General features: G+C 62.3%; 23 protein-coding genes and 1 tRNA gene. 8 read left to right on the top strand and 16 right to left on the bottom strand.

Annotated elements, in window-relative coordinates; all coding sequences use genetic code 11:
* Position 1: 1 nt before the first annotated feature.
* Positions 2–448, bottom strand: a complete 447-nt coding sequence (locus ACR1XV_RS11055; RefSeq protein WP_480531217.1) for a DUF302 domain-containing protein — start codon at positions 446–448, stop codon at positions 2–4.
* 120 nt (positions 449–568) lie between these two features.
* Here ACR1XV_RS11055 and hisF point away from each other — a divergent pair, with 120 nt between their 5' ends.
* From hisF to ACR1XV_RS11040, 3 genes are all read left to right on the top strand, one after another.
* Positions 569–1,330 carry an imidazole glycerol phosphate synthase subunit HisF gene (gene hisF / locus ACR1XV_RS11050; RefSeq protein ID WP_480531215.1) on the top strand — a complete coding sequence of 254 codons (762 nt, stop codon included), beginning with the start codon at positions 569–571 and terminating at the stop codon, positions 1,328–1,330.
* Complete coding sequence (locus ACR1XV_RS11045) at positions 1,327–1,644, top strand: phosphoribosyl-ATP diphosphatase (RefSeq protein WP_480531213.1); 318 nt, start codon at positions 1,327–1,329, stop codon at positions 1,642–1,644. The genes hisF and ACR1XV_RS11045 overlap by 4 nt, the downstream gene beginning before the upstream one ends.
* A 69-nt stretch (positions 1,645–1,713) precedes the next feature.
* Positions 1,714–2,274: a hypothetical protein gene (locus tag ACR1XV_RS11040; protein WP_480531211.1), complete on the top strand. Its 561-nt coding sequence runs from the start codon at positions 1,714–1,716 to the stop codon at positions 2,272–2,274.
* Positions 2,275–2,283: 9 nt separating this feature from the next.
* Here ACR1XV_RS11040 and ACR1XV_RS11035 read toward each other — a convergent pair whose 3' ends face one another.
* The 5 genes from ACR1XV_RS11035 to rlmB form a co-directional block, all read right to left on the bottom strand.
* Complete coding sequence (locus tag ACR1XV_RS11035; protein ID WP_480531209.1) at positions 2,284–2,742, bottom strand: GFA family protein; 459 nt, start codon at positions 2,740–2,742, stop codon at positions 2,284–2,286.
* Between the two features lie 97 nt (positions 2,743–2,839).
* Positions 2,840–3,310, bottom strand: a complete 471-nt coding sequence (locus ACR1XV_RS11030) for a CoA-binding protein (RefSeq protein ID WP_480531207.1) — start codon at positions 3,308–3,310, stop codon at positions 2,840–2,842.
* A 201-nt stretch (positions 3,311–3,511) separates the two neighbouring features.
* Positions 3,512–3,961 (bottom strand): YHS domain-containing (seleno)protein, encoded by a 450-nt coding sequence (locus ACR1XV_RS11025; protein WP_480531205.1) that lies wholly within the window; start codon positions 3,959–3,961, stop codon positions 3,512–3,514.
* A gap of 90 nt (positions 3,962–4,051) precedes the next feature.
* Positions 4,052–4,189, bottom strand: a complete 138-nt coding sequence (locus tag ACR1XV_RS11020) for a hypothetical protein (RefSeq protein WP_480531203.1) — start codon at positions 4,187–4,189, stop codon at positions 4,052–4,054.
* A gap of 138 nt (positions 4,190–4,327) precedes the next feature.
* A complete protein-coding gene (gene rlmB, locus ACR1XV_RS11015; protein ID WP_480531201.1) occupies positions 4,328–5,101 on the bottom strand; it encodes a 23S rRNA (guanosine(2251)-2'-O)-methyltransferase RlmB in 774 nt (257 codons plus the stop codon).
* A gap of 116 nt (positions 5,102–5,217) precedes the next feature.
* On the opposite strand from rlmB, the gene ACR1XV_RS11010 reads away from it, so the two are divergent.
* Positions 5,218–5,301: transfer RNA gene (locus ACR1XV_RS11010), tRNA-Tyr, on the top strand.
* A 44-nt stretch (positions 5,302–5,345) separates the two neighbouring features.
* On the opposite strand, the gene ACR1XV_RS11005 is transcribed toward ACR1XV_RS11010, so the two are convergent.
* The 6 genes from ACR1XV_RS11005 to ACR1XV_RS10980 form a co-directional block, all read right to left on the bottom strand.
* Positions 5,346–6,779, bottom strand: a complete 1,434-nt coding sequence (locus ACR1XV_RS11005; protein WP_480531199.1) for a glycosyltransferase family 39 protein — start codon at positions 6,777–6,779, stop codon at positions 5,346–5,348.
* A gap of 142 nt (positions 6,780–6,921) precedes the next feature.
* Complete coding sequence (locus tag ACR1XV_RS11000; protein WP_480531197.1) at positions 6,922–7,446, bottom strand: DUF2478 domain-containing protein; 525 nt, start codon at positions 7,444–7,446, stop codon at positions 6,922–6,924.
* 71 nt (positions 7,447–7,517) lie between these two features.
* Positions 7,518–8,183, bottom strand: coding sequence for an NnrU family protein (locus ACR1XV_RS10995; RefSeq protein ID WP_480531195.1), 666 nt, complete (start codon positions 8,181–8,183; stop codon positions 7,518–7,520).
* A 105-nt stretch (positions 8,184–8,288) separates the two neighbouring features.
* A complete protein-coding gene (locus ACR1XV_RS10990; RefSeq protein WP_480531193.1) occupies positions 8,289–10,349 on the bottom strand; it encodes an ABC transporter permease in 2,061 nt (686 codons plus the stop codon).
* Positions 10,346–11,395 carry a quaternary amine ABC transporter ATP-binding protein gene (locus tag ACR1XV_RS10985; RefSeq protein WP_480531191.1) on the bottom strand — a complete coding sequence of 350 codons (1,050 nt, stop codon included), beginning with the start codon at positions 11,393–11,395 and terminating at the stop codon, positions 10,346–10,348. The genes ACR1XV_RS10990 and ACR1XV_RS10985 overlap by 4 nt, the downstream gene beginning before the upstream one ends.
* Before the next feature lie 10 nt (positions 11,396–11,405).
* Positions 11,406–12,356, bottom strand: coding sequence for an ABC transporter substrate-binding protein (locus ACR1XV_RS10980; RefSeq protein WP_480531189.1), 951 nt, complete (start codon positions 12,354–12,356; stop codon positions 11,406–11,408).
* Positions 12,357–12,696: 340 nt separating this feature from the next.
* Here ACR1XV_RS10980 and ACR1XV_RS10975 point away from each other — a divergent pair, with 340 nt between their 5' ends.
* Together ACR1XV_RS10975 and ACR1XV_RS10970 are read left to right on the top strand one after the other, a co-directional pair.
* Positions 12,697–13,359 (top strand): DNA-3-methyladenine glycosylase I, encoded by a 663-nt coding sequence (locus tag ACR1XV_RS10975; protein WP_480531187.1) that lies wholly within the window; start codon positions 12,697–12,699, stop codon positions 13,357–13,359.
* A gap of 42 nt (positions 13,360–13,401) precedes the next feature.
* Entirely contained in the window at positions 13,402–14,088 is a 687-nt protein-coding gene (locus ACR1XV_RS10970; RefSeq protein ID WP_480531185.1) for a hypothetical protein, read from the top strand.
* Positions 14,089–14,091: 3 nt separating this feature from the next.
* Here ACR1XV_RS10970 and ACR1XV_RS10965 read toward each other — a convergent pair whose 3' ends face one another.
* Positions 14,092–14,496: a c-type cytochrome gene (locus ACR1XV_RS10965; RefSeq protein WP_480531183.1), complete on the bottom strand. Its 405-nt coding sequence runs from the start codon at positions 14,494–14,496 to the stop codon at positions 14,092–14,094.
* A 97-nt stretch (positions 14,497–14,593) separates the two neighbouring features.
* Here ACR1XV_RS10965 and ACR1XV_RS10960 point away from each other — a divergent pair, with 97 nt between their 5' ends.
* The gene (locus ACR1XV_RS10960; RefSeq protein ID WP_480531181.1) at positions 14,594–15,031 is read left to right on the top strand and encodes a DMT family transporter; all 438 of its coding nucleotides are present in this window, start codon (positions 14,594–14,596) and stop codon (positions 15,029–15,031) included.
* Here ACR1XV_RS10960 and ACR1XV_RS10955 read toward each other — a convergent pair.
* Together ACR1XV_RS10955 and ACR1XV_RS10950 are read right to left on the bottom strand one after the other, a co-directional pair.
* Positions 15,015–15,701, bottom strand: a complete 687-nt coding sequence (locus ACR1XV_RS10955; RefSeq protein ID WP_480531179.1) for an ABC transporter ATP-binding protein — start codon at positions 15,699–15,701, stop codon at positions 15,015–15,017. The genes ACR1XV_RS10960 and ACR1XV_RS10955 overlap by 17 nt on opposite strands.
* A complete protein-coding gene (locus ACR1XV_RS10950; protein ID WP_480531177.1) occupies positions 15,694–16,980 on the bottom strand; it encodes a lipoprotein-releasing ABC transporter permease subunit in 1,287 nt (428 codons plus the stop codon). Before ACR1XV_RS10950 ends, ACR1XV_RS10955 begins: the two co-directional genes overlap by 8 nt.
* Positions 16,981–17,350: 370 nt before the next feature.
* Here ACR1XV_RS10950 and ACR1XV_RS10945 point away from each other — a divergent pair, with 370 nt between their 5' ends.
* Complete coding sequence (locus tag ACR1XV_RS10945) at positions 17,351–17,701, top strand: hypothetical protein (RefSeq protein ID WP_480531175.1); 351 nt, start codon at positions 17,351–17,353, stop codon at positions 17,699–17,701.
* A 30-nt stretch (positions 17,702–17,731) separates the two neighbouring features.
* Here the strand turns inward: ACR1XV_RS10945 and proS are convergent, their stop codons facing one another.
* Positions 17,732–19,072: a proline--tRNA ligase gene (proS, locus tag ACR1XV_RS10940; RefSeq protein ID WP_480531173.1), complete on the bottom strand. Its 1,341-nt coding sequence runs from the start codon at positions 19,070–19,072 to the stop codon at positions 17,732–17,734.
* Positions 19,073–19,080: the final 8 nt, after the last annotated feature.

Raw genomic sequence — 19,080 nt, 5'->3', positions numbered from 1 at the left:
GTTACTGCGCGGCCGCGGCGGTCAGTTTCGCCAAAGCGCCGCGCATTTTCTCGATGACCGGCGATTTTTCGACCTCATCGAAGTCATCCATGGTCTCTTTCGGGTCTTCATAGATCAGCCAGACCTGCCCATCCGCATCCTGATAAGCCTGCACTTTCAGCGGCAGGAACAGCCCGGCCCGCGGGTCGATTTGCATGGCGGGCGTGCCCAGCGCGGGGTTGCCGAAGATCAGCACCTGATTGGGCGGGATCGGCGTGCCGACCTTTTCGGCGCCCGCCGCGTGGTCGATGCGGGCAAAGACGGTGGCGCCTGCATTGCCAACGGCAGCTTCCAGCGCGTCCAGCGCCTCGGTCACGGACTTGTTGGTTTGTACTTTGATGATGTCATCAGCCATGGCGGACAGCGCGCCTCCGAATGTGAGTATTGAAGCCAGAATAAGATGTCGCATCTCGATAATCCTTTTTATGAATTTCACCTCTAATTTCCATGGCTTCGCGGCGGATCACAATCACAAGTCTGGCATCGGCGGGGCTTTGCCGGTAGAGGTGCGGACAACAAAGGACGCGCGATGCTGAAAACCCGTATCATTCCCTGTTTGGATGTCGCCGATGGCCGCGTGGTCAAGGGCGTCAATTTTGTCGGCCTGCGCGATGCGGGCGACCCGGTGGAATCGGCCAAGGCCTATGATGCCGCCGGAGCGGATGAGATCTGTTTTCTGGACATCCACGCCACGCATGAAAACCGGGGCACGATGTTCGACGTCGTCCAGCGCACCGCCGAACAGTGTTTCGTGCCGCTAACCGTGGGCGGAGGCGTGCGCACCAAGGATGACATCCGCGCCCTGCTGCTGGCGGGGGCGGATAAGGTCAGCTTCAACTCGGCCGCCGTGGCGAACCCGGATGTGATCGCCGAGGCCGCCGACCAGTTCGGCAGCCAGTGCATCGTCTGCGCCATCGACGCCAAGACCGTCAGCCCCGGCAAGTGGGAGATTTTTACCCATGGTGGTCGCAAACCCACCGGCATCGATGCGGTGGAGTTCGCCCGGACCGTCGTGGCCAAAGGCGCGGGGGAAATCCTGCTGACCTCGATGGACCGCGACGGCACCAAGGCCGGGTTCAACCTGCCCCTGACCCGTGCGATCAGCGATGCGGTGGACGTGCCGGTGATCGCCTCGGGCGGCGTCGGCACTCTGGACCATCTGGTTGAGGGCGTGACGAAGGGCGGGGCCAGCGCGGTGCTGGCGGCCTCGATCTTTCATTTCGGCGAATACACCATCCGCGAGGCCAAAGAGCATATGGCCGCCGCAGGCATTCCGATGAGGCTGACATGAGCATTCTGCACGATCTGGCCGCGACGATTGAGGCCCGCAAGGGGGCTAACCCTGACAGCAGCTGGACCGCCAAGCTGTTGGCCAAAGGCCCCGAGAAATGTGCCGAGAAATTCGGCGAAGAGGCCATCGAGGCGATCATCGAAGCCATCAAGGGGGATCGGGAAAAGCTGACCGCCGAGGCGGCGGATGTACTGTATCACCTGCTGGTCATGCTGGCCGCACGCGACGTGGTGCTGGATGATGTGCTGGCTGAACTGGCCCGCCGGCAGGGCACCAGCGGCATTGCTGAAAAGGCGGCGCGGCCCAAAGGGTAAGCGGGTTCCGTGGGGTGGCATGGCCCGCTATAGTCCGGGTTTGGGATGTTTATGGCAAAGGGCGCACGCATGATCAGAGCTTTGGTGTTTGCAGCCGCGCTTGCCACCCTCGCCGCCTGCGCCACGCCCCCGCCATCGACGGGGGATGAGGTACAGCGTCTGGCGGCGGAAATCCAAAACCTCGGGCCCGATATCGACCCTGCCGAGGCGAACCGGGCCGCCCACATCGCCTATGCCTATACCGCGCAACTGGCGCAGGAGTATGAAATCACCGACCCGCCGCTGATCCACAACGCCAAGGTCAACAAGGGCCTGCGGCCACGGGGCCTATGCTGGCATTGGGCCGAGGATATCGAACGGCGTCTGGATCAGGAACAGTTCCGTACGCTGGAAATGCACCGCGCCATCGCCAATGCGGATAACCCGTTCCGCATCGACCACAGCACCGCCATCATCAGCCGCAAGGGCGAGAGCATGTATGAAGGCGTGGTGCTGGACCCGTGGCGCTATGGCGGTGTGCTGTATTGGGGGCCGTTGGCCGAAGACAGCCGCTATGACTGGGTCCCGCGTGAGGTGGTGCTGGAGAAGCGCCGTCAGGAACAGGCGGCAAAGCTGGCTCAGGCGAATTGAGTCAGCGGCCTAGCGCCAACCGTCCGCATACGCCTCCATGAGGGAGTGAAGCTCATCCAGGCTGGCCGGGGCGCGGGGAAAGCTATGCGCCGCGGGGACATGCGCCCATGGCATCTTTTCATCGGTCATGACCTCGACGAAGGGCTCAAACGACGCGGCCTCGTTCAGCATCGAGGTGCGCAGGTTGATGCGGTCGGACGCCGCGCCGATCCGGGAATAGACGAAGTTCAGGCAGGATTTGCAGAAGTAATGCGCCCGCCCCTCCGAGCCGAGCCCGCCCGCGACCACATCGCCGGTGCAGGAAAAACTGTCGCTGGGGAACATGGTGGTCAGGGTAAACGCACTTGCGCTGAGTTTCTGACAATCGCGGCAATGGCAGGCCACGGTCAGAAGCGGCAGCGCTGTTGCGCGAACCTGCACCGCGCCGCACAGACACGCGCCTTCATAGGGAGGTTTGGGGAGTGCCATGGGCAATCGCTCACTTTCCGTTTGTTTCTGGATTTTCGGGAGTTTTGTTCACGGACAAGACCGCGCATGGGGGTCAAAGCGGCACGCAGCCGGGCCTTCACAGCTTAGACGAGATCACGCCGGTGGCAAAGCCGCCCATCCGAAGCTCTCCGAACAGGCGTTGATATTCGATCTTGGGGCAGCGGTTCATCACCACATCCACCCCGCGCGCCTGTGCCGTGGCGGCCGCGTCATGATGTTCGACGCCGATCTGCATCCAGATCGTGCGCAGGTCGGGGAACGCGGCCAGCGCCTCGTCCACGATGGGGGGCACGGCGTCAGAGCGGCGGAAGATGTCGACCATGTCGACGGGTTCGGAAATCTCGGAAAGGGACGCCCGCACCGTCTGGCCGAATAGGGGCTTGCCCGCATGGCCGGGATTGACCGGTATCACCGTATACCCCTTGAGCGACAGGTAGCGCGCCACGTAGTAGCTGGGCCGCACCGGGTTCATGGACACGCCGACCACGGCCACAACCTTGGTGCGTTTCAGGATCGTTGTCAGATGTGCGTCGGAGTAATCGGGCATGGGCGCAGCCTATCCGGCCCTCGGGCAAGAAAAAAGCGCCCAGGTAAAAACCTGAGCGCCAGTTGTTGGAACGAGGGACAGTGAAATGACCCGCGGCAGTTCCGTTCCGCGGTCATTGTGACATTTAAGCATAAGTTGGCTAAAAAAAAGAGGGGGTGCGCATTTTTGTGATGACAGATCACGAAAAGCGGAAAACCGCCGTTACTGGTAGAGCGCGGACGGCCAATGCGCATCGGCCCGCCGGATGTTCTGCGAGACGTTTTGCTTCCATATCTGCTCAATTTCCGCAGAATGCGTCAGGTAGAGCTTGCCCTTGACGATCTGCCAGGCCAGAGGATCGGTGCTGCTGAGTTGGCCCTGCATCATCGCATAGGCGCAGTAACCGCCGAACTGAGGGGCAAAGGCGCGCGGATTGCGTTCGAACCGGTCGCGGTTTTCCTCGGATTCGAACTGCCACCGGGCCCCTTTCCAAACCAGCGCGATATCCGGGCGACCCTGCATGGGGGTTCCAAGCTGGAAATAAGACACGGCATCATAGCCGGAAATCGCCACGCCGCTGTTGGCGTAGAACATCGGCTTTTCCTGCGCCCGGACCATGGGCGCGGCGGCAAGGCAGGACAGGCTGGTTACAAAGGCACGTCGGGACAGCATATGGTGATTCACTGGTTTTAGATTTGAAGCCCCTAAAATGCATATTCCGGGCAGCGCCCGAAACCCCCATGACGCCGTTGTGAACGGCTGTTAATCGAACACATCCTCGATCACATCCCAGGCCTCGTCCATCACGCGCGAGAACAGGCCTTTCTTCTTTTTCTTCTGTTTTTCGGGTTTGCGCGCAGGTTTGTATTTGCGCGATCCCAGCTTGGCTTTGGGCACCATCTTGAGGTTATGCAGCGGCGCGCCACAGCTGGCGCAGCTCAGCTCATGCTGCTGCTTGCCTTTCAGAACCAGCGCGGCGCGGGTGCCGCAATAGCAGCAGGTGGCGATTTTATGCGGCGTGGAAATAGGGGCCTCCTGTCATCGGTGCTGAGACGCATATAGGGCGATTGCGGCAGCATTTGAGACATTGAGTGACCCAAATCCGCCCGCCGCGTCAATCTTGACCAACTGGTCCACCGTTTCCTTGGTCTTTTGCCGCAACCCCGGTCCTTCGGCTCCCAGAACCAGCGCAACGGGGCGGTCGCGTTTGTCCTGCAGGGCGGCTTCAATGGTCTGATCAGCCTCGCCGTCGAGGCCCAGAACCAGAAAGCCCATATTCTGCAACTCGATGATGGTGTCGGCCAGATTGCGCATCCGCAGATAGGGCTGGCGTTCCAACGCACCGCTGGCGGTCTTCGCCAGCGCACCGGTTTCGGGGGCGGAGTGGTGGCGGGTTCCGATCACCGCGCTGGCCCCAAGCACCTCGGCCGAGCGTAGAATCGCCCCGACGTTGTGCGGGTCAGTCACCCGGTCCAGCAGTAGCACGCGAGGGTTTTCGCGGCCAATGCAATTCTCGGCCAGCCCGCCCCAATCCAGCGGCTTGACCTCGAGCGCGGCCCCCTGATGGACCGAGCCGGGATCGATCGGCGCGGTGAACTTGCGCGGATCCGCCATCTCGGGCGTGATGCCTGAAAATTCAATGGCTTCGGCCAGCTTATCGCCTGCATTGCGGGTCACGATCAGGCGCAGTTTCTGCCGGTTCGGGTTCATCAAAGCATCCCGAACAGCGTGTAGGCCGAACAGCCAGACGGTTTCCGAGGCGGCGGCTTTGCGCGCCTGCTCCTTCTCGACGACCCACTTTGGTTTTTTCATGTCACGGGCCTCCGGGCCGGGAATTCGGTTTCCTGCGTCAAAGCGGTATTTTCCTGTTGACGCCCTTTAGACGCGCTAGTAATCACGCCTCCACGTCAGGTGCAACGCCTGACAGTGGGCGACAGGCCGCAAGGTGTGGCAGGGGACTGTAACTCCCTCGCGGAGACGCACGCCTGGTTCGATTCCAGGGTCGCCCACCATCTTCTTCCCAGACAATCTGCACCGTTTCGGACCGCTGCCCAGGCTATTTTGTGACCGGCGCGAAAGACAGCGACATCGTCTCGTCCTTGGCAAACCGGTAAGGGGCGGTAAACGTGACGATGCGGGCCGGATCAACGTCTTTCGGGGCTTTCCGGTCCGCCTCCCACACGCGCAGGACCGGGGCCGACGGCTGCATTCCGCGTTCGTTATAGATCGCCCAGTCGGGGGCCAAATAGGCCATGTTTCCCGCCAGCCAGTTATGGGCAACGATGGCGCTGCCGGGTGGGGCGTGATCCAGAATCTGAGGAGTCAGCGCGGCGAAGGGTGCGGCGCGCTTGGCGTCGGCGGCAAGGTTGTGGTGCAGCATGGCGGCGATGATCAGAGCGGCAAAAGCGGCGCTGATCTGGGCAAAGCGGCGCGCGCCGATGGCCCCGGTCTTGGGCAGCAGCCAGAGGGTCAGGGCCGGACCTGCGAATATGAGAACCGGCTGCAGCCAGCGATCCTTGAAATTGGTGCTTCCGCTGGCGACCACCAGAACCGCCAGCAGGACCACCGCCCAGAACAGAAGCCGTTGCATGAAACGCAGCAGGTCTTTTTCAGCCACAACCGCGCCATGATGCCGATAGAGCAGCCAGAGCGCGCCCAGAACCAAGGCCAGCAACGACACGAAACCAAGCGCGGCCAACGCCAGTTCGGCAAGGCCCTGCGCCACAATCAGCGCTGCGGGGCCGTCGCTGGTCATGTCCAGCTTATGGGCGCTGCCAAACGCCATATCCGGGTGATTTACGATCCAAAGCACAGGCCCCGCCAGCAGAACCGCCGCGATCCCGAGCGAGATCAGCAACTGCGGCGACCAGATCGATGCGCGCGTTTCCGCATTGCTGAAGACGGCCAGCAGCATCGCCGCAAGCGCGATGAGGTAATTGTATTTCGACAGCCCTCCCATCGCGATCACGATACCCAGCAGGACAAAACCCGCTGTGGTCGGCTTGCGGATCAGACCCCACAGAACCGCAAAGGTCAGGACCGAGCACAGATTGGCCAGAACCGTATGGGTCAGAGCGCGCTGCGCCTCCCAACTGATCTGATAGAGCATTAGCAGCGACAGGACCGACAGCCCGGCCAGTACCGGTGTCCATCGGCTGCGGAGTGTCCCGTAGAGCGTCAGCGCCGTCGCCAGCAGCAACCCGTTCTTCAGCAGCGACAGGCCCAGAATTCCGGGGCCGGTGATCTGAAACACCGCCCATTGCAGCCAGGCATAAAGCGGCAGTTGCGGGCCGTAGCCCCAGTCGAGGTGACGGGCATCCAGCAGGATCTCGGCCTCGTCCAGACCCAGCGCGCCGCCGGTGGCAAGCCGCAGGGCGACGTGCAGAAGGAAATATCCGGTAAAGAGCCACAGCCAAAACCGATCGGTCGCCGCCAGCCCCTGCACATCGGATAGGGGAGAAGGGTACGGACCCGTCTGGATGTGGTTCATGGCGCGCCCCGATCCGACCGGCGCGCCCTCTTCCCGCAGGGCCGCCGGATTGCTTCACTGGGCGACTCTAGACCCCATGCGGGGAAACGAGTCCAGCTTTTTCACAATTCCGTGAGCCCACGAGGGTCGGTCGCGGTGTGGCTTATGCGGTGCGCTGTGCGCCGGTCTGCGCGACGGTGTCCAGCCAGTCGGTCAAGCTGCCGAGGTCAGGCGCGAGCGCATCCGCCATACCGCCGGCGAAGTCCTGAAACCGGTCGATGTTCAGTTGGTTGAGGCCGACGAGTACGGGAATGCCACGCTCCAGCGCGTCGGCGATCAGGGGGCGGAAACCGCGGCCGTCGGCCTCGTGCTTGCCGAACTTGTTGATGATCAGCAGGTGCGGGCCTTTGTCCAGCGATTGCGTGACCAGCCCCACGGCGCGCTCCAGTTCACCCGTGTCCAGACGGCAGCCGCGCGCGTTTTTGCCCAGCGATTGCGATATCCGGATGGTCTCGCCCGAGGGCAGCACCTTAAGGTCCATATCGCATTTGTAGCCTTCAGCGCATTCGGTATTGGTTTGCACCACGCCGGCCAGCGGGGTGCCCGCATCCGTCAGAGCCTCGGCAAAGGCGCTGAGCAGGCGGTCGGTCGCGCCGCGATCGGTGGTTGTGACATAGGCCAGATGCATTTTGGGACCTCAGTTCTTCGGTTATGACGTTTCAGATAGCACGGGTTTGCTGGTTCGACCACTCTGCCCGCCTATGGCAGCGGGGACAGTCCGATCACAGCTTCGTGCAGGGACAGGAGAGCCGCCCAGACGGCGATGGTTGCAAGCCAGACCCAAAGGCGCGGCCATGGGCGTGGTGCGTGCAGAGACAAGCGAGCGGTGTTTTGGGACAGGCGATGCCATTGCGCCCCCATCTGCCGCGCGGTGCGGCGGTCGATCAGGGCCATGCCCATCGCGGCGAACCCTGCGAACAGGCCAAACAGGATGACATGCGACAGGCTGCCATTGGCCAGAAGATGCGCGACGGCCCACAGCATCAGCGCCACAAGGATCGGATGGCGGGTGGTACGCAGGATGCCGGGGTTGTCGGGATCAAAGGGGCGGTTCCCCAGTCCGCCGAAGGAAAACGGGTTCTGGATCGACAGGCCCGCAATCACCAGCCAGCATACGATGGGCATGATCAGCAGCGGGGCCCAGCGGAAGATTGTGAGCGGTGGGATAACCTCGACATAAGGCGCGTTGGCGGCGGCGATGATCAGCCAGCCCAGCACGGCCAGTGAAACCAGCGAATAGGTGGCGAAATAGCCGGTGCGGCCCAAAGTGCCGATCAGCCAGCCGCGCACCACCGGGCGGGCCGGGATCATGTGGCTCAGCAGGAACGTGGCGAGTGCAGCGAGGAAGAGGCCCCAACCGGTCATGAGTGTCTCCGAACGTGTTGCGTCCGGTTTAGGCCTTGGATCGGCGTTGGTCTTTGTCCGAAATCAAGTGAGGGCACAGGGGCGGCTGCCCGCCCCTGCTCTGTTTCATAGGCCCAGCGCCTTGCGGCGTTCCTCGGCAAAGCCCTGCACCATGCGATCGGCGATCAGCGCCAGAATCGCCATCGCTGCCCCGGCAGAAATGCCCAAGCCCACATCCGCCTGACCCAGCGCCAGATAGATCGACTGGCCCAGACCAGTCGTGCCGATCAGCGCGGCGATCACCAGCATCGCAAAAGCGTATAGGATAGTCTGGTTCAGCCCCAGCAGGATGGTCGGCGCGGCATAGGGCGCGCGGACGTCGCGCATGATCTGCCACTCGGTCGCGCCGCTGGAGATTGCAGCCTCCATCATCTCATCCGGCGTGTTAACCAGCCCATGCCGCGTGTAGCGGATCATCGGGACAATGGCGTAAGCGCAGATGGCGAGGAAGGCCGAGAACTCGCCGATCTGAAAGACCATCAGCACCGGGATTAGGAACACGAACAGAGGGATGGTCTGCAGCATGTCGCAGATCGGGCGCACGATGGTCCAGACCGGTTTCCAGACCGCGCTGGCCAGACCGATCAGCCCGCCGACCACAGCGCAGGAAAACACCGCCGCACCGCTGAGGTAGAGCGACAGCAAGGCGCGTTCCCACAGGCCCGAGACAAGGATGGTGCAAAGCAGACCCACCGACAGCGCCGCCAGACGCCAGCCGCCCGCGACCCAGCCTAAAGCGGCAGCGCCGGTCAGGACGAAGGGCCATGGCAGGTTGGCGATACCGGTTTCCAGCATGCCGATCAGGATCAGAACGATCAGCCCTCCGGTCAGATGCCCGCGCCATGCCATCAGCAGCGCGATGGTAGCACCGGCGGCAAAAAGGCCGTAGCTCATTGCCGGCGTCCACGCAAAACCCCAAGTGAAGGGCAGCACCGCCTGATCCAGCCCGATCCTTAGCGGCAGCAGCACGTAGAACAGCGAGTTGTTCTTAAGCGCATCCAGCCACGGCCCGTTAGCCTGCGTAAAGGCGGTCAGGCCGCTGTCGATGGCCGCAGCCATCGGGTCGAGCACAGTCAGCTCGGACGGGTTCGGCAGCCACGCCCAGAAGGCGGCGGTGAACAGCACCGCAAAGCCCAGCATCGCCCAAACGACACGTTGGTCATAGCGTTTGCGCTCGGTCGCCAGTGTGCCGCTCATCCGGTCGATCACCACCGCAAAGACCACGATGACCAAACCCGCCATCAGAGATTCGCCGAACTGCGCCTTGCGCATGGTCAGCAGGACCTCCCACCCGATATCGTTGAACCCCCCGATGACGGCAGCGATGATCACCATCGACAGGGCGGCCATCAGGCATTGGTTCACGCCGACCATGATCTGCGTCGTGGCGGCGGGGATTTCGACCTGAAACAGCTGTTGGAACCGGGTGCCGCCGGACATGATGGCGGCCTCTTTGATCTCGGGCTCGACCCGTTCCAGCCCCAGCATCACGTTGCGCGCCATCGGCGGGGCGGCATAGATGGCCGAGGCGATCAGGCCAACCACCGGACCAAAGCCAAAGAGCAGCAACAGCGGTGTCAGATAGGCAAATGTCGGCACGGTTTGCATGATGTCCAGCACCGCCTGCACGAACGCTTTCACCCGCGGCACTTCGTTTGCGAGAATGCCAATCGCGCCGCCCATGATCAGCGCCACGGGCACGGACACGGCGACGAGGGCCAGGGTGTTCATGCTCTCGGCCCAATAGCCCGAGGCCAGCACAAAGCTGAGCCCCAGAAAGCCCAGCGCCGCCATCGGCAGCCCGCCCAGATACCAGCCCAGCGCGGTGACGATGCCGATCAGGATCGGCCAGGGCGTGTTGCCCAGCACATAGTTGGCGGCATTCATCGGATAAGTCATCAGATCCGAGAACAGCCGCATCGCCGGTTTGATGCCGTTCAGGAACCAGTCGAGAAACGCTCCGACCCATTGAGTTGCGGGCAGTTCCCATGCGGCGGGCCATTTGACCAGCCACGGGGCGACACCCTCCAGCGCGAGGCAAACCGCACCAACGATCAGGGTGATCAGTGCCGCCTGCGCCCCTGCGGTCAGGCGCGCTTGCTGCGCAGGGATATCCAACGCCGTCATGCGTCGTCCACCTGCAACGCAGCCGCCAGATCAGAGGGGTGCACGGTACCGACAACATTACCCTCGGCATCCCGAACCGGCACGGGTTCATACAATTCCATGCAATGGGCCAATGCCGCGTCCAGCGTCATTGAGGTCGTCAGACCGGGATCATCCGGGCCGCATTCGGCCTCATCCCGCATCACCGAGGCAACTTTGGCGTGCTGACCTTTGGCCACGTCCTTCGAGAATTCACGCACATAGTCGTCCACCGGGCGCAGCACGATATCCGTGGGCGTGCCGATCTGAACGATCTTGCCGTCGCGCATGATGGCGATGCGGTCGGCCAGTTTGAGCGCCTCTTGAATGTCATGTGTGATGAACACGATGGACTTCTTCAGCGTCGCCTGAATGCGCAGGAATTCATCCTGCAATTGGCGGCGGATCAGGGGATCCAGGGCCGAAAACGGCTCGTCCAGAAACCAGATGTCCGGGTTTACGGCAAGGCTGCGGGCGATCCCCACGCGTTGCCGCTGACCACCCGAAAGCTGCCGGGGAAAGCTGTCTTCACGGCCTTCAAGCCCGACCAGTGAGATCACTTCTTGCGCGCGAGCCAGACGTTCTTTTTTGCCAACACCTTGCACGCGCAGCGGATAGGCCACGTTTTCGGCCACCGTCATATGCGGGAACAGGCCGAAATGCTGGAACACCATGCCCAGCTTTTTGCGCCGCAGATCGGTCAGTACCTTTTTGGACGCACCCATGACATTCTCGCCATCGACACGAATCTCGCCACCCGTACCCGGCAGCAGTTGCGAGATGCAGCGGATCAGCGTCGATTTGCCCGAGCCGGACAGGCCCATGATGACGAACAACTCGCCTTCCTGCACCTCGAAATTCGCATCCTGAACGGCAGGGATAAACCCACCTTCACGCAGATTGGCGGCGGCTTGGTCGGCATCATTCCCTGACCGAGACAGCGCGTCGGTCAAGGCCTTCTCTGCGCCGGGGCCAAACACCTGCCAGAGATTCCGGCAGGCGATGGCTGGCGTGTTTGCGTCAGTCACTGATGTCAGCTCACTGGGTTGCCGCGTCAACGACGGGGCGCCATTTGCCCTCGTTCTCGGCCATCCAAGCCGCCACGACTTCCTCGACCTTGCCACCGTCGACATCAATCGCGCCCATCATCGGCTGCTGGTCTTCGACCGCCAGTTGGTAGTTCGACAGGATTTCATACGCAGCAGGCCATTTATCTGCCATACCGCTCCAACCGGCCTTGAAGATGCGCGAGGGCGAAAAGTCGCAATCGTTCACCGCGTTCGGGTTCGGGCCCCAGGCCGGATCATTGAAACACGCCTCTTCGCCAACGGGCAGATCCACGAACTGCACATCATAAGCCGACATCGCCCAATGCGGCTGCCAGAAGGTGATCAGCAGCGGCGACTTGCGCTCGGTCGAGGCGCGGAGTTCAGCGATCAAAGCGCCCTCAGAACCCGCGGGAACTGCTTTGAACGGCAGCTCAAGGCCGGTCATACGGTCCGCTCCGGGCGTGCCCCAATCGGCGGGGTAATCGACCAGACGGCCTCCGGGCAGGGTTTCCGCCGTGGCGAAGACCTGCGCGCAGTCTTTCAGCGCTTCCCATGCGGGCAGGCCCGGGCACAGGTCGGCCACGTGCGCCGGGTAGGCAATGCCTTCCTTGGCGTCGAGGCCCAGATCACCAATCTCGACCACGGTGCCTTCGTCGATCTTCTTGGCATACTCATCGGAGACGTTGGACGACCAGATTTCCAGCGTCGCGTCGATGTCGCCATCGGCCAGCGCCTGGAACTGGTTCATCATCCCGGCGGTGACATATTCGACGTTGTAACCTGCGGCCTTCAGCATCTCACCCGCGACATGGGTGGTGACGTGCTGACCGGTCCACTCGTTGATCGCCAGTTTGATCGGCTCGTCCACCGCGCCCATGTCGGCGGCGTGGGCCGGCCCGGCAACGGCGAGGGCCAAAAGGCTTACGCTTAACTTTTTCATGATTTTACTCCCTGTTTTATTCTGCTTGTCCCTGCCCGGACGCGACGGCCTAGGTGGGGAAATTCATGGTGACGGCACCTGTCGCAACATGCACACATTCGGACGGAAAGGAAAAGGGAACCGTCTCTCCGGCCGCGACATTCCGCGCCGGTTCTGGTTCTGCCCTCCCTCCCGGTCCTGTTTGCGGCGTGTCCTCAGCGCCCGGTACCGTTCATCCGGTTAGGTTAGAGATATTGATTGACCAGTCAATTATAAAACACCGCCACCGCAGCAACGTCACGTTCGCCCTTGCCAGACAGGCCCAAACCAGCCCAACCTTGCACAACGGAAGGATCAGACAATGCATCACTTCGACGATATCTTTGCGATGGCAGCCAAACGCCATGGCGGTGCCGAGCCACTGGAGGCCAAGCTAGAGCGACCCAAACCAGTCGCCGAGCTGGCCGAAATGCCCGAAGATCGGTGGCTGTCGACCATCACCAAAACCGTATTTCAGGCGGGCTTCAACTGGAAGGTCATCGAGGCGAAATGGGACGGTTTCGAAACCGCCTTTGACGGGTTCGATGTCGGGCGCTGCGCCTTTATGGATGACGAGAAATTCGACGCTCTGCTGCAGGACACACGAATCGTGCGCAACGGCACCAAGATCGCTGCCGTGCGCGACAACGCCGCCTTTCTGCTGGAACTGCGCGAAGAAGGCGGCGCAGGGCAGGTTCTGGGCGGATGGCCCTCGTCTGATTACATCGGCCTGCTGGCGATGCTGGGCAAGCGCGGGTCGCGGCTGGGCGGGGCCTCGGCGCAATATGCGATGCGCTTTGCCGGGCGGGACAGTTTCATCCTGTCGCGCGACGTGACCGCGCGGCTGATCGCCGAAGGGGTGATCGACAAGCCTGCGACCTCGAAAAAGGCGATGGCGGCGGTTCAGGACGCGTTCAACACGTGGATGGATCAGTCCGAGCGTTCGTTGACGGAAATCAGCCGGGTTCTGGCGATGAGCCTCTGAAAACGGGTTGCAGAGCGCAGCGGGCGCTTTAGGTTTTGAGATATGGCCCGACCTCTGCTGATTTTGATCCTGTTGTTTTTTGCATCCTGCGGTCGCCCCCTGACCGAGCATGAACGCGCTTTTGCCACGAGGCTGCATGGAGACACGTTGAACCTTGATCGGGTGCGTCTGGTCGAGGGGGCTCCGGTTGCGGCGATCACCTATACGCGCAAGGCCCGGCCCCGGCTGGCATGCCGGGAACGCATCCTGCCGCCGGTGAAAGAGGAAACGGTGACCGGCAAACCCGCCGGTGTGGCGCTGTTCAACCGGGTCTATTTCACCCGCGACTGGTATCTGGACGATTACATGGCGCAGTACCCCGAGCGGGTGAATCTGATCGCAGCCATGCTGCTGGCGCATGAACTGACCCATGTGTGGCAGTGGCAGAACCGCAAGACCACCGGCTATCACCCGCTGCGCGCAGCGGCCGAGCACGGCCGCACGGACGATCCCTATTTGTTTGATCTCAGCACCTCGCCCGACTTTCTGGCCTACGGGTTCGAACAGCAGGGCGCGATTGTCGAGGAATATGTCTGCTGCCGCGCGCTGGACCCCGACGCGCCGCGCACCAAGCGCCTGCACGATATGCTGAACGTGCATTTTGATGTGGCGACCCTGCCGGGCAGCCGACGCGAAAACGAAGTGCTGCTGCCCTGGGCGGGGGCCGAGGTCGAGGGGATTTGCCGCTGAGGCTCAGCCCTGTTGCAGGGTTTTCAGATAGGCGACCAGATCGGCGATCGGCTTGCTGGTCAGGATCGGCTGCCCGGCAGGCGTCTTGATCGCGGTGTCGTCGCCTTCGAAATACGGCCCATAGACCGGCATCGGGCTGCCATGGCTGACCAGAGGGTCGCGCCCGTCGATCCGCGCCACCACGCGGGCGGTGGGGAAGACACCATCCGCGTCCGCCAGCGCCTTGAGGTTCGAGGGTTGGATCACCAGCACTCCGGCCATTGGCCCGTGCCCCGTGGCATCCAACCCGTGACAGGTGGCGCAATAGTGTTGATACAACTCGGCCCCGGTTTCGACATCCTGCGCCGCTGCGTTCTGCGGCAGAATGCAAACGGCCAGCCAGACTGCGCCAAGTATCGACCGTAACATCGCTTTTCTCCCTTCCGCCTTGCAGATCAAGACTTGCCCGAAGGGCCTGCGGGCGCAATGATCCAGATCAACGGAACCGGCGCAGGGGTACACGTCCATGACACAATATGCAGCCATCATGCTGGCCGCCGGGATCGGCGTGCCCATCCTCGCCGCGCTGAACGCAGCACTTGGTCGGCTGATCGGATCGCCCAACGCAGCGGCGGTCATTCTGTTTGCCATCGCTTTTGCCGCCTCGGCCCTTGCGCTGTTGGTGCTGGGCGGAGGTGATGCGTTCGCAAAACTCGCTGAGGCCCCCAGGCATCTGCTGTTGGGCGGGGTTCTGATTGCGTTTTACGTGCTGTCGATCACCCATGTCGCCCCGCATTTCGGGGTCGGCAATGCGGTGTTCTTCGTGCTGTTGGGTCAGTTGATCAGCACGGCAGCGATCGACCATTTCGGCCTGTTCGGCGCGCAGGTCACACCGCTGACGCTGATGCGCGCGGGCGGCATCGCAGTAATGGCGCTTGGCGTGGCGATCACGCAACTGGCCTGAGCACGCCCCCGTCCAGCCTCACCACACGGTCCATCCGCGCCGCCAGATCAAGGTTGTGCGTGGCGATCAGCGCTGACAGCCCCTCATCGCGCACCAGCGCCATCAGCGCGGCAAACACCTGATCCGAGGTTTCGGGGTCCAGATTGCCCGTCGGCTCATCCGCCAGCAGAACACGCGGTCTGTTGGCAAGCGCCCGGCAAAAGGCAACGCGCTGCTGTTCACCGCCGGACAGAGCAGCCGGTCGATGACCTGAGCGCGCAGCGACGCCCACCCGGTCAAGCAACTGCATCGCGCGGTCCTGTGCGGCTTTCTCTGGGGTGCCATTCGCCAGTTGTGGCAATACGATATTTTCCAGCGCGGTGAACTCGGGCAGCAGGTGGTGAAACTGATAGACGAACCCGACATCGCGCCGCCGGATCGCCGTGCGGGTGCGGTCACCTTTGTCGGTTGCGCCCTGCCCCGCGATCTCGACCGTTCCCGTGTCGGGCGTATCCAGCAGGCCCGCGATATGCAGCAGCGTGGACTTGCCCGCACCCGAGGGGGCGACCAGCGCCACGGCCTCACCTGCGCGCAGTTCCAGATCGGCCCCGCGCAACACCTGAACCTCGCCCGGAGTGCCCTGCAGGTAGGTCTTGGTCAGGCCGTCGAGCTTCAGTGTCACATCACTCATAGCGCAGCGCCTCAACCGGGTTCAGCCGCGCCGCGCGGCGGGCTGGGAAATAGGTGACAAGGAAGGACAGGCCCAGCGAGAGGGCGATGGCCTTGAGGACGTCGGACAGGTGCAATTCGGCTGGCAGGGCATAGATGCCGCGAATGGACGGGTCCCAGACGCCGCCGCCCATGACGTAGTTCACGAACGAGAAAATCGGGTCGATGTAGATCGCGAAGAGGCAGCCCAGAATGACGCCCATCGCCGTCCCGATGATGCCGGTGAAGGCCCCGCAGATGAAGAACACACGCAGCACGGACCCTTCGCTCAGGCCAATGGTTCGCAGGATGCCGATATCGCGCCCCTTGTTCTTCACCAGCATGATCAGGCCGGAAACGATGTTCATCGCCGCGATCAGCACAAGGATCGACAGGATGATGAACATCACGTTGTCCTCGACCTCCAACGCGCGCAGGAACCCGCCCGAGGCGTCCTGCCATGTCCAGATCTGACTGCGTTCACCAGCGGCTTCAAGGATCGGGATCAGGATCGGCGACAGATCCTCGGGGCGCTCGACCATGACTTCGATTTCGTCAGCCACGCCTTCGCGGTTGAAGAAACTCTGCGCCTCAGCGAACGGCATATAGACGCGGGTGCGGTCGATGTCATAGCGCCCGGCGGAAAAGACATAGACCACCTCATACGCGTTCACGCGCGGGGACGTCCCGAAGGCGGTCTTGACCCCGTTAGGCGAGGTCAGCTTGACCCGATCCCCCACCGTCGCCCCGATGGACCGCGCAACGCCCGAGCCGATGGCGATGCCATCCGCGAACCGCGACAGGTCGCCATAAGCCTCATCACTTTCCGCAATACCCGGCAGATCGGCCAGATCGTCGGGGCGGATGCCGAACACCTGCACCCCGGCGCTGCGGTCGGCATTAGTGATCAGCACCTGCCCTTTGACCAAAGGCGCGGCACGTTCGATCCCCGGCACCTGCGCGATCCGATCCGCCATGCCGTCGAAATCGGCGATGGTGCGATCCAGTCGTCCTTGCGCGTTGACCTCTCCGGCTGAGAACACGGTGACATGAGCGTTGGCGCCCAGAATGGTGCCCACGAATTCCGAGCGGAACCCGGACCGGACCGCAAGTGTGGCGATCAGCGCAAACACCGCCAGCGTGATCCCGATCAGCGAGATCCATGTCATCACGCTGACACCGCCCTCGACGCGGCGGGCGCGCAAATAGCGCCAGGCGATCTTCCATTCGAATGGAGCAAAGGGCGGGGGTGTTTTGGCCATGGTGCCTCGGGGGTATCGGTTTGGCGCGACCCTTTCGGCATTTCGCCCGAGGGTCAAGCCGGTTATCGCGCTTGGGGCCGGTGTCGGCAGATCAGCGGGTCATGAGGCCGCGGGCGCGCACCGAATCGATCAGCCAGCTCTGTCAATGCGCGAATGGCAGAAACCACAGCACCACCAAGGGTTGTGATGCGTTTCACAGACACGGCCTTATTGTTTCAGCTATGAAGTCAATGTGAATGGTTAGCGTCCCAACTGAGTCACAACGGCAACATTAGGTGCGCAATATTATTTCGCAAATTGATTAGTGCAGGAAATATTGTACCCTGTTTTTGGGGGACACATTTTGTGAGTAAGAGCGGAGGTACGCTCAATGGGTATTCAGGAACACATGGAAGGGTCGGGCCCTATTTTGGCCCGTCAGGCATCAACGGAACTGGATTGCGAAAGCGCTGCATTGTTGCGCGCAGCGATCCGGCCCTTGTTCAGCAGCGCAGTCAGCTGGGCCAATCTGGCAGATATTCTGAAGGACAAAGGCTATCACCTGGCCTTTCGTCAGGGACGGCTGTGCATCACGGACCACACGACCGGAGAACGCATCTGCGGATTGCGCTTCCTCGGCTTCGAACTGCGCGACCTTGTCCGGCGCATGGGACGCCCCATCGTTGTCGCACGTGGCAGCGACGCAGACGGGGACATCCTGACCGCACGTCCGACATCCTGATTTCAAGGTGCCAAAGCTGCATCGCCCGGATCAGGCGATGCCCTCATAGATTTCTGCGACTTTAGTCACGGCGGCCTCGGGGCTGAGTTCCTCGCTTTCGCCGGTGCGACGGCAGGTCAACTCGACCACACCGTTCTTCAAACCGCGCGGGCCGACAGTGATCCGCCACGGCAGGCCGATCAGGTCCATGGTGGCGAACTTGCCCCCTGCCCGTTCGTTGCGATCGTCATACAGCGGCTCCAGCCCCAGCGCGGTCAGCGCGGCGTAGAGCTTGTCGCAGGCCGCATCCGCCTCATCATCGCCCTGCTTCAGGTTGACGATCCCACAGTGGAAGGGCGTCACGCCTTCGGGCCAGATGATGCCCTTGTCGTCATGGCTGGCTTCGATGATCGCACCGATCAGACGGCTGACGCCGATGCCGTGGCTGCCCATATGGACCGGAACCGGCTTACCATCGGGGCCTTGGACCGTTGCGCCCAGAGGTTCGGAATACTTGGTGCCAAAGTAGAATATCTGCCCCACTTCGATCCCGCGCGCGACGCGACGACGGTCCTCGGGGATCTGGTTGAACAGCGCCTCGTCGTGGGTTTCGTCGGTGCGCGCGTATTTCGAGGTGAACTCTTCGAGGATCGCCTGACATTGCGCGCGGTCATCATAGTCGATCTCGCGGTCGCCGAAGGTCAGGTCGGTGACAGCGCTGTCATAGAAGACCTCGGATTCACCGGTATCGGCGAGCACAAGGAATTCATGCGTGTTGTCGCCGCCAATGGCACCTGAATCGGCGCGCATCGGGATGGCTTGCAGCCCCATGCGTTCGTACGTCCGCAGATAGCTGACCAGGTGGCGGTTGTAGGCGTGCAGCGCATCCTCTTCGGTCAGATCGAAATTATAGCCGTCCTTCATGTAGAACTCGCGGCCGCGCATCACGCCGAAACGCGGGCGGATTTCATCGCGGAACTTCCACTGGATTTGGTAGAGCGTCAGCGGCAGGTCTTTGTAGCTGCTGACATGACCCCGGAAGATATCGGTCACAAGTTCCTCGGCGGTCGGTGTATACAGCATCTCGCGCCCGTGGCGGTCCTCCATGCGCAACATTTCCTGACCGAAGGCGTCATACCGCCCGGATTCGCGCCACAGGTCCGCCGATTGCAGGATCGGCATCTGGATCGCGATGTGACCGGCCTTGGCCTGTTCCTCGTGCACGATGTTTTCCAGCTTGCGCAGAACTTTGAAGCCCAGCGGCAGCCAGGAATAAATACCGGCTGCGGCCTGCTTGATCATACCCGCGCGCAGCATCAGCCGGTGGCTGACGATCTGAGCCTCTGAGGGGTTTTCCTTGAGAACGGGCAGAAAGTAACGGCTAAGGCGCATGGTTTAAC

Source organism: Ruegeria sp. AD2(2025) (assembly GCF_056542385.1).
This window is presented reverse-complemented; position numbering and strand designations above follow the sequence as displayed.